The organism is Phytobacter sp. V69, assembly GCF_965644215.1.
In the GTDB taxonomy this organism is placed as follows: Bacteria; Pseudomonadota; Gammaproteobacteria; order Enterobacterales; family Enterobacteriaceae; genus Phytobacter.
In genome coordinates this window covers 24,834-32,078 of the sequence record NZ_CBFFRL010000037.1, presented here as the reverse complement: position 1 = coordinate 32,078, position 7,245 = coordinate 24,834, and the positions used below count along the sequence as shown (strand labels likewise).

Below are 7,245 nucleotides of genomic sequence, written 5' to 3'. Positions count from 1 at the left end.
GGGGTTTTGATAACTGGCTTAAAGCTGAAAGCTTTCCGGAACCCCCAGCCTAGCTGGGGGTTTTCTGTGCACAATAAGTGGCTACCGGCGAGTGCCGGTAGCCCGAGGATTACTTCAGTGAACCTTTGAGGAACTGCTGCAGACGCTGGCTTTTCGGGTTGCCGAACAGCACGTCCGGCGCACCCTCTTCTTCAATTTTGCCCTGATGCAGGAAAATCACGTGGGTGGACACATGGCGGGCAAAGCCCATTTCGTGCGTCACCACCACCATGGTTTTCCCCTCTTCCGCTAGCTGTTGCATGATGCGCAGCACTTCGCCCACCAGCTCCGGGTCCAGCGCAGAGGTCGGTTCGTCGAAAAGCAACACTTCTGGCTCCATGGCCAGCGCACGGGCAATAGAAACACGCTGCTGCTGGCCGCCGGAGAGATGCACCGGGTATTTCGCCTGCTGCATTTCGTCGATACCCACTTTCGCCAGGTATTTCACCGCACGCTCGCGGGCTTCGTGTTTGCTTAAGCCCAGCACCTGAATCGGCGCTTCCATGACGTTTTCCAGCACCGTCATGTGGCTCCACAGGTTGAAATGCTGGAACACCATCGTCAGACGGGTACGCAGCGAACGCAGCTGTTGCTTATCCGCCACCTTAAGCTGGCCGTCTTTATCGCGCACCAGGTTGATTGTCTCGCCGCTGACGACAAGAGAGCCTTCGCTGGGCTTCTCAAGGAAGTTAATGCAGCGCAGGAAGGTGGATTTACCGGAACCCGACGAGCCGATAATGCTGATCACATCCCCTGCATTGGCCTGCAGCGACACCCCTTTCAGCACTTCATGTTCGCCGTAGCGTTTATGCAAATCGATAACGTTTAATTTATTGTCAGCCATGATGTTCTCAGTGCGTCGAAGAAGGTTTGATATGCTGCAACCAGCGCTTTTCCGCCTTGCGGAACAAGCTAATCAGCACATAAGAGATAATCAAATACAGCACCGCCGCAATGCCAAACGCGGTAAACGGCTGATAGGTCGCGGAGTTAATATCGCGGGCAATTTTGAGCAGATCCGGCACCGTCGCGGTGAACGCCAGCGCGGTAGAGTGGAGCATCAAAATCACTTCGTTGCTGTAGGCGGGCAGCGCAATGCGCAGCGCCGACGGCAGAATAATGCTGCGATACATTTTCACCGACGAGAAACCATATGCGCGGGCAGCTTCAATTTCCCCGGCCGGTACCGAACGGATCGCCCCGGCGAAAATCTCCGTGGTGTAAGCACAGGTGTTAAGCGTTAAGGCCAGCACCGTACAGTTCAGGCCGCTACGGAAAAATGCGTTCAGCAGCTCGGTGCCCTTCACGATTTCCAGCGTATACATGCCTGAGTAGAACACCAACAGTTGCACATACAGCGGTGTACCGCGAAAAATGTAGGTGAACAGCCAGATAGGAAATTGAATGTATTTGTTGCTGGAGACGCGACCAATGGCCAGAAACACCGCCATTATCCCGCCCATCAGCACTGACGAAATCAGCAGCCACAGGGTAATAGCCACCCCGGTGAAGCGGTAACCATCGGTCCACAACAACGATTTCCAGTACTCCTGAATAATCTCGATCACAGGTCAGCCCTCTTCACACCTACGGAGTAGCGACGTTCGAGAAGAAGCAGTACGCCATTGGAAACAGTGGTAAATACCAGATAAATCAGGCCGCAGACAATCGCGAAGTAGAACGGCTCCCAGGTACTTTTCCCTGCGAGCTGCGTGGCTTTCACCACATCTTCCAGCCCCAGTAATGACACCAGCGCCGTCGCCTTGAGGATGACCTGCCAGTTGTTGCCGATCCCCGGTAATGCATAACGCATCATGGCCGGAAATAAAATACGGCGGAAGGTCTGTGAGTTGGTAAAGCCAAATGCGGTGGCCGCTTCGATATGTCCTTTCGGCACCGCCATAAAGGCGCCGCGGAAGGTTTCGGTAAAGTAGGCCCCGTAAATAAACCCGAGGGTGATGATACCTGCCACCATCGGATCAATATCGATCTGATCTACGCCCATCGCATCGGTCAGCGTGTTGAGCGCTATCTGCAATCCGTAAAAAATCAGCAGCATCAGCACCAGATCGGGTACGCCGCGAATCAGGGTGGTGTAGCCTTCAAATACCAGCGCCAGTGGGCGATTTTTGGAGAGCTTCGACCCCGCCCCGGCCAGGCCAATCAGCACCGCCAGCACCACCGAACTGATAGCCAGTTCGAGCGTGACGAGGGCGCCATGAAAGATAACTTGAGAAAAACCGTACAGCATGCAGCCTGTCCTGTCGTATTCGTGTCTGCCGCGTCTCTTCCCCTCCCGGGCGGGAGGGGTCGCACGTTAAACACGCGTGGAATTAACCACCATAAACATCAAAATCAAAATACTTTTTCGCCAGTTTTTCGTAAGTACCGTCTGCACGCATTTCCGCGAACGCTTTGTTCAGCGCTTCACGCAGTTCGTTATCGTCTTTACGAATCCCCATGCCGGTACCGACGCCAAACAGCTTCTCGTCCTTAATAGACGGACCGCCAAATTTGTAGTCTTTACCCGCTGCCGTTTTCAGGAAGCCTTCGCTGGCGGCCACTTCGTCCTGGAACGCAGCATCAATACGGCCTGCAGTCAGGTCGGAGTAGATATTGTCCTGTCCCTGGTAGGAGACGATTTCAATACCCTGCGGTGCCCAGTGAACGTTGCCGTAGGTTTCCTGCGTTGTGCCCTGCAATACGCCAATGCGTTTGCCTTTCAGCTTCGCAAGATCCGGAACGACGTCGGAGTCTTTCGCCACAACCAGACGAGAATCCGCCGCGTACAGCTTGTCGGTGAACGAAATTTCCTGTTGGCGTTTTTCAGTAATTGAGAGAGATGACATGATGGCGTCGATTTTTTTCGCTTTAAGCGAAGGAATCAGCGCGTCCAGCGGGTTTTCAATAAACACACACTGGGTTTTGATGCGCTTGCACAGCTCTTTCGCCAGATCGATGTCAAAACCAACCAATTCACCCTGCGAATTTTTAGATTCGAAAGGAGCATAAGTTGGGTCAGTACCGATACGGAGTTTTTGCGGGATTGCTGCGAATGCGCCTGAAACGCTGGAGATAGCGAGCACCAGAGAAAGTGATAACACCAATTTTTTCATAATTATCCTCAACAGACTGTCTTTCCTAAGGGATTTATTAGAAGAATACGGTGTCGCTATCGTGCCATCATATGGCACGGCAAGGCAAAGCATTCTGCCCGCCAGGCGGCTTTTTTTGCATGGTTTTTGCTTAACTATGCAGCATTGCGCCATTTCGGTGCATCGTGCGCACCAATTTGAAACATCACGCGTATTTATGCACCACCCTGGAAAACCAAAATGGCGCATCGTTTATCCCAAAAAACAGGCTGCTTTACTCGCCGTAGACGTTGAAGTCGAAATATTTCTTGGCGAGTTTGTCGTACGTGCCGTCTTTACGCAGTTCTGCAAATGCTTTGTCAAACGCCGCTTTCAGCTCGGTGTCGTCTTTACGCAGACCGATACCAGTACCGTCGCCAAAGTATTTTTTGTCTTTAACGGACGGGCCTGCGAAAGCAAAGTCTTTACCGGCAGGTTGTTTCAGGAAGCCTTCACTGGCTGCCACTTCGTCCTGGAATGCTGCGTCCAGACGGCCTGCCGCGAGGTCAGAGTAGATCAGATCCTGGTTCTGGTAAGCCACCACGTCGATACCTTTGGTGCGCCAGTTGTCGTTCGCATAACCTTCCTGCGTAGACCCCTGTAGAACACCCACGTGTTTGCCTTTCAGGGAGTCGAGCGTTGGCACGATCGGCGAGCCTTTTTTGGCAATCAGACGGGAATCAGCGGCATAGAGTTTGTCGGAGAAGGCAATTTCCTGCTGACGTTTTTCAGTAATAGACAGTGAAGAGATAATCGCGTCAATTTTCTTCGCTTTCAGGGACGGGATCAGCGCGTCAAAATCGCTGCCAACCCAGGTGCATTTGACCTTAATGCGGGCACACATCTCATTACCGAGATCGATATCAAAACCGACAAAATCCCCTTTCGCATCTTTGGAGGAGAAAGGTGCGTATGTCGCATCAGTACCGATGCGCACAGTCTGGGGAAGCGCTGCGTAAACGCTGGATGCCGCGGACAGGCCCAGCAGTAAAGACAGAGCAATAACCGTCTTCTTCATACATTACCCTCAAGTGTTCTGATTTTATTTTGTGCTGCGTTGTGTTGTGTGTTGCTACGAGTTTACTTGCACGTCTTATGCCAGATTTTTAGCGCAGAAAAACAACAGCGTTAAATTTGTTAATGAAACGTTGCAATTTACCCTTAATGGTGAAAGATAGCAGGTCCGCCGAACGAACCGGAGTGTTAACAGAGGAAAAAAGGAATTAAATGTTGAGGATATGATCGCGATTGAAAAAATGCCCCGAAAAAGGGCATTGGTAGATAAGCTGCACTATTTGGACGCATCTCCACCCTGCCAGCGGGTGAATAAATCCTCCGGCAAAGTGATATCAAACTGATCCAGCACGCGATTCACGGTCTGGTTAATGATGTCATCCAGGCTCTTCGGCGCATGATAAAACGCGGGTACCGGCGGCATGATAACGGCCCCCAGTTCTGCGGCCTGGGTCATTAAACGCAAGTGGCCTAAATGCAGCGGCGTTTCACGCACGCACAGCACCAACGGGCGACGTTCTTTTAACACCACGTCCGCCGCACGCGTCAGCAGGCCGTCGGTATAGCTGTTCACAATGCCGGAGAGCGTTTTTATCGAGCAAGGCAATACAACCATGCCTGCGGTCTTAAATGAGCCGGAAGAGATGCTGGCAGCAATATCGCGGGCATCATGCACCACATCCGCCATGGCCTGAACGTCACGCAGGGAAAAATCGGTTTCGAGAGAGAGGGTCTGACGCGCGGCCGGGCTCATCACCAGGTGGGTTTCAATATCCGCCACGTCGCGTAATACCTGTAACAAGCGCACCCCATAAATCGCGCCGCTGGCACCTGAGATCCCTACTATCAATCGTTTCATGATTATCGCCCTTACTGTAACTGGGCTGACTGTGCAGGATTTTTTCGGGAGTTGCAACTGATGAGCGCCCTCTCCGGACGGAGAGGGCGAAAGCGGGTCGATTACCCTTCGTTGTGCATTTCTAAGCTTTCGAGATCGTTCTGCATCTGTACGGCTTTCGCATCGTCGTTTCGCAGCGAGTCGAGGTAGTCGAGATACCCCTGATCCACGTCTTTGGTGACGTAGATGCCGTTGAAGACCGAGCATTCGAACTGCTGGATATCCGGGTTTTCCGCGCGCACGGCGTCGATCAGATCGTTCAGATCCTGGAAAATCAGGCCATCCGCGCCGATGATCTGGCGAATCTCATCCACTTCACGACCGTGGGCGATCAGCTCGTTGGCGGTCGGCATGTCGATACCGTAGACGTTCGGGAAACGAATTTCCGGTGCCGCAGAGGCCAGGTACACTTTCTTCGCACCGGCTTCACGGGCCATCTCGATAATCTGCTCAGAGGTGGTACCACGTACGATGGAGTCATCCACCAGCAGGACGTTCTTATCACGGAACTCAGCGCGGTTGGCGTTCAGCTTACGGCGAACGGATTTACGGCGCAGCTGCTGACCCGGCATGATAAAGGTACGGCCAACGTAGCGGTTTTTCACAAAGCCCTGACGGTAAGGTTTACCGAGGATCCGCGCCATCTCCAGTGCGATATCGCAGGAAGTTTCCGGAATCGGGATAACCACGTCAATATCCAGATCTTCCCATTCACGGGCAATCTTCTCGCCAAGCTTGGTACCCATGTTGACACGCGCGCTGTAGACGGAAATTTTGTCGATGAAGGAGTCCGGACGCGCAAAGTAAACGTATTCGAACAGGCACGGGTTGCTGACCGGGTTATCAGCACACTGGCGGGTAAACAGCTGGCCTTTTTCGGTGATGTACACAGCTTCGCCCGGCGCGATGTCACGCAGGAATTCAAAGCCCAGCGTATCCAGTGCCACGCTTTCAGACGCCACCATGTACTCGGTGCGGCCATCGCCAAGATCGCGTTTGCCCAGTACCAGAGGACGAATACCGTTCGGATCGCGGAAAGCGACCATGCCGTGGCCGATGATCATCGCAACACACGCATACGCGCCACGGATCTGGCGGTTGGTCGCGGCGACAGCGGCGAAAATATTGTCTGCTTCCAGCGGATAGTGGCGGAAGTTATCCAGCTCGCTGGCGAAAACGTTCAGCAGAATTTCTGAATCAGAGGTAGTGTTGATGTGGCGGCGTTTTTCTTCAAACAGCTTTCTGCGCAGCTCATGGGCATTGGTCAGGTTGCCGTTGTGGGCAAGCGTGATGCCGTAAGGAGAGTTAACGTAAAAAGGCTGGGCCTCGGAGGCGCTGGAGCTGCCAGCGGTTGGATAACGCACATGGCCGATACCCATGTTGCCCTGAAGACGCTGCATATGGCGAGCTTCGAAAACATCGTTGACCAGGCCATTTGCTTTACGCAGACGGAAACAATTATTTGCATCGATCGTGATGATGCCAGCGGCATCCTGACCACGGTGCTGAAGCACCGATAACGCGTCATAAATCGACTGGTTGACCGGCATAAAACCGGCGATACCGACAATACCGCACATACGTCTTTTCCTCGTTAAGCCACATCTCAGAGTGATTACACTCTGGGCAAGAAACTTGACGAACTTTGCAGATAGTCAAAGAACCATCTGATGATGAAACTGAACTGTGGGATAAGCTGCGACTTCTGCCAGTCTTCGCTTTTTGACAGGCCCGTAAAGGTATCGAGAAAGAACAGAATGGCGGCGACGATCAGCACCCCGCGAAGAGCACCAAAACAGATCCCCAACACCCTGTCTGTACCCGACAGGCCGGTTTTCTCCACAAGTTGACCTATCACGTAATTGACGATAGCGCCAACGATCAGCGTCGCGATGAACAGGATGGCAATGGATATCCCATTACGCACCAGTTCGTCTTCAAAGCCCGTAAACCAGACTGACAGGTAAGTGTAATAATGACTGGCAACAAAGAAAGCACAACCCCATGTCACCAGTGATAACGCTTCACGAACAAAGCCGCGGATGAGGCTAACCAGACAGGAAAAACCAATCACCGCGATGATGGCGTAATCAATCCAGACCATATATGTCCCACGATTTACGCCCTGTCGTCCAGTTCGGGGCGCATTCTAACAGAAAA

The 7,245-nt window shown here is 52.8% G+C and carries 8 protein-coding genes; all 8 read right to left on the bottom strand.

What is annotated here, in order from left to right; translation table 11 throughout:
- Positions 1 to 109: 109 nt before the first annotated feature.
- The 8 genes from hisP to cvpA all read right to left on the bottom strand — a co-directional run bounded on the left by hisP (position 110) and on the right by cvpA (position 7,189).
- Complete coding sequence (gene hisP / locus ACSZPU_RS07615; RefSeq protein ID WP_498997155.1) at positions 110 to 883, bottom strand: histidine ABC transporter ATP-binding protein HisP; 774 nt, start codon at positions 881 to 883, stop codon at positions 110 to 112.
- A 7-nt stretch (positions 884 to 890) separates the two neighbouring features.
- Entirely contained in the window at positions 891 to 1,607 is a 717-nt protein-coding gene (locus ACSZPU_RS07610; protein ID WP_498997153.1) for an ABC transporter permease, read from the bottom strand.
- Positions 1,604 to 2,290 (bottom strand): histidine ABC transporter permease HisQ, encoded by a 687-nt coding sequence (locus ACSZPU_RS07605; RefSeq protein ID WP_498997151.1) that lies wholly within the window; start codon positions 2,288 to 2,290, stop codon positions 1,604 to 1,606. Before ACSZPU_RS07605 ends, ACSZPU_RS07610 begins: the two co-directional genes overlap by 4 nt.
- An 82-nt stretch (positions 2,291 to 2,372) precedes the next feature.
- Positions 2,373 to 3,155, bottom strand: a complete 783-nt coding sequence (gene hisJ, locus ACSZPU_RS07600; RefSeq protein WP_498997148.1) for a histidine ABC transporter substrate-binding protein HisJ — start codon at positions 3,153 to 3,155, stop codon at positions 2,373 to 2,375.
- 253 nt (positions 3,156 to 3,408) lie between these two features.
- Positions 3,409 to 4,191 carry a lysine/arginine/ornithine ABC transporter substrate-binding protein ArgT gene (gene argT, locus ACSZPU_RS07595; RefSeq protein ID WP_498997146.1) on the bottom strand — a complete coding sequence of 261 codons (783 nt, stop codon included), beginning with the start codon at positions 4,189 to 4,191 and terminating at the stop codon, positions 3,409 to 3,411.
- Positions 4,192 to 4,464: 273 nt separating this feature from the next.
- On the bottom strand, positions 4,465 to 5,046 hold the full coding sequence (locus ACSZPU_RS07590; RefSeq protein ID WP_498997144.1) for a UbiX family flavin prenyltransferase: 582 nt from the start codon (positions 5,044 to 5,046) through the stop codon (positions 4,465 to 4,467).
- Positions 5,047 to 5,147: 101 nt separating this feature from the next.
- Complete coding sequence (purF, locus tag ACSZPU_RS07585; RefSeq protein WP_498997143.1) at positions 5,148 to 6,665, bottom strand: amidophosphoribosyltransferase; 1,518 nt, start codon at positions 6,663 to 6,665, stop codon at positions 5,148 to 5,150.
- 35 nt (positions 6,666 to 6,700) lie between these two features.
- Positions 6,701 to 7,189 (bottom strand): colicin V production protein, encoded by a 489-nt coding sequence (gene cvpA / locus ACSZPU_RS07580; RefSeq protein WP_103278648.1) that lies wholly within the window; start codon positions 7,187 to 7,189, stop codon positions 6,701 to 6,703.
- Positions 7,190 to 7,245 lie beyond the last annotated feature (56 nt).